Annotated in this window: 1 protein-coding gene and 1 pseudogene; both read left to right on the forward strand. The window is 39.9% G+C overall.

The features are described 5' to 3' along the window. Nucleotides 1–571, forward strand: a pseudogene (locus B4W65_RS16955) (DDE-type integrase/transposase/recombinase); the annotation flags it as partial. 419 nt (nucleotides 572–990) lie between these two features. Beyond that, a complete protein-coding gene (locus B4W65_RS16960) occupies nucleotides 991–1758 on the forward strand; it encodes a type IV toxin-antitoxin system AbiEi family antitoxin (RefSeq protein ID WP_088656346.1) in 768 nt (255 codons plus the stop codon). Nucleotides 1759–1826 lie beyond the last annotated feature (68 nt).

Consider the following 1826-nt stretch of genomic DNA (forward strand, 5'->3'; position numbering starts at 1 on the left):
ACGTACTAGGCCGAATGCTTACGATCACAAAGCAGGCGACAAGCTGTTTGTTGATTTTGCGGGTCAGAAGCTCAGTTATGTATCATCCACTACGGGAGAGGTCGTCACCTGCGAGGTGTTTGTTGCCGTTCTCGGAGCAAGTCAAAAGGCGTATATAGAAGCCGTACCAACGCAACAGAAGCACGACTTTATCAGTGTAAATGAGAGTGCTTTGCACTTCTTTGGAGAGGTTCCCAGAGCCATTGTTCCTGACTGCCTTAAATCGGCTGTAACCAAAGCAAATAAATATGAATCAGAAACAAATGAGACATTCAATGATTTTGCCAGCCATTATAATACGGCCATCTTGCCAGCCAGGGCTTTGCACCCCAAGGATAAAAGCTTGGTAGAATCCTTTGTACGACAGGCCTACGATCACATTTATGCACCTTTGAGAAACCAAACCTTCTTTTCCCTGAAAGAGTTTTACTTTTTGAGAGGCGTGGAGGCCTGTTCGCTTTCCAGGCCGACGGATGGCGGGAAGCCAAAATGGGCGACTTTCAAAACCTTGCGCAATGGCCGGAAATTTTGACTTTCGCGGGGGGATAGGGTTAAGCGGACTAGACCTTTTTGGTTCCTTTTTGGGGCAATGCCAAAAAGAACATCAATTAAAATAAGAAATTTGTCCGCTGACTTTCTCAGCAGCTCCCAAATTGGCACGCATACAACCTATACACAAAATCATTTTAAGCACTAAAAAGTGAACCTGAAGCAAATAGCCTGCAACTTTTTTTTGGCGGCACAGGCAATGTTTTGTTGATGGTGCATGATGAATAAAGAAATTAAGTCTTTTAATGGTCTAATCTATGAGATGGTCTCAGAAAAGACATAAAAAAGCAGTTTAGTTTTAACTGAATATCCGTAGCCAAACTACTGAAATATCATTTTTTTTAATACAATCAATATTGATATGCACATTAAAATTCTTATTTTTGTAAATAAAACAGTAGTATGACTACGGATAAAGACACAAAATTAAGAAGGCTGTTTAAAATACTCCATCAGGGTAATGTGATTACAATTCCTTTATTATATAGTCTTGATATATCCGATGATCTAAGGAAGTATTATTTGGAAAGCGGCTGGCTGGAATCACTTGGCCGTGGTGCTTACAAAAAGCCCGGAGACAAAGTTGGATGGCAGGGCGCATTAAACGCTTTACAAAAGCAAACAGGTATAAATGTACATGTGGGAGGATTATCTGCATTGGAACAACATGGCTACAGCCACTATTTCAGACTAAGTAAAGCAAGGTTATACCTATTTTCACCGCGACAAAGCACTCTTCCAAAATGGTTTACCAATGTTAATTGGGGCGTAGAAATATTTCACAAAACTACCTCCTTGCTACCCCATGATAACGGCATAAAGGAAATGGAGATAAAAGGAATAAGTGTTGCTGTTTCATCTCCTGAAAGGGCAATAATGGAATGTTTGCATCTGGCTCCACAAAACACCGACCTCGTTGAATGCTTTCAGGTATTTGAAGGGTTAGTTAACCTAAAACCAGGACTTGTAACCGAACTGCTTTCAAAATGCAAATCTATTAAGGTAAAACGGTTGTTTTTATATATGGCAGAAAAAGCCGGTCATCAATGGTTTCAATTTATTAAAACAGATAAGATTGATTTAGGAAACGGTAAACGAACGATTACTGAGAAAGGTGTTTACAACGCCAAGTACCTAATATCCATACCAAAAGAACTTGCAGAATTATGATTACGGCAGCATATAGAGCACAGGTTGATTTATTACTGCAGATCACTAGTGTCCCATTAAAATTGGGA

The sequence above is a fragment of the Geofilum rhodophaeum genome, assembly GCF_002210225.1.
In the GTDB taxonomy this organism is placed as follows: domain Bacteria; phylum Bacteroidota; class Bacteroidia; order Bacteroidales; family Marinilabiliaceae; genus Geofilum; species Geofilum rhodophaeum.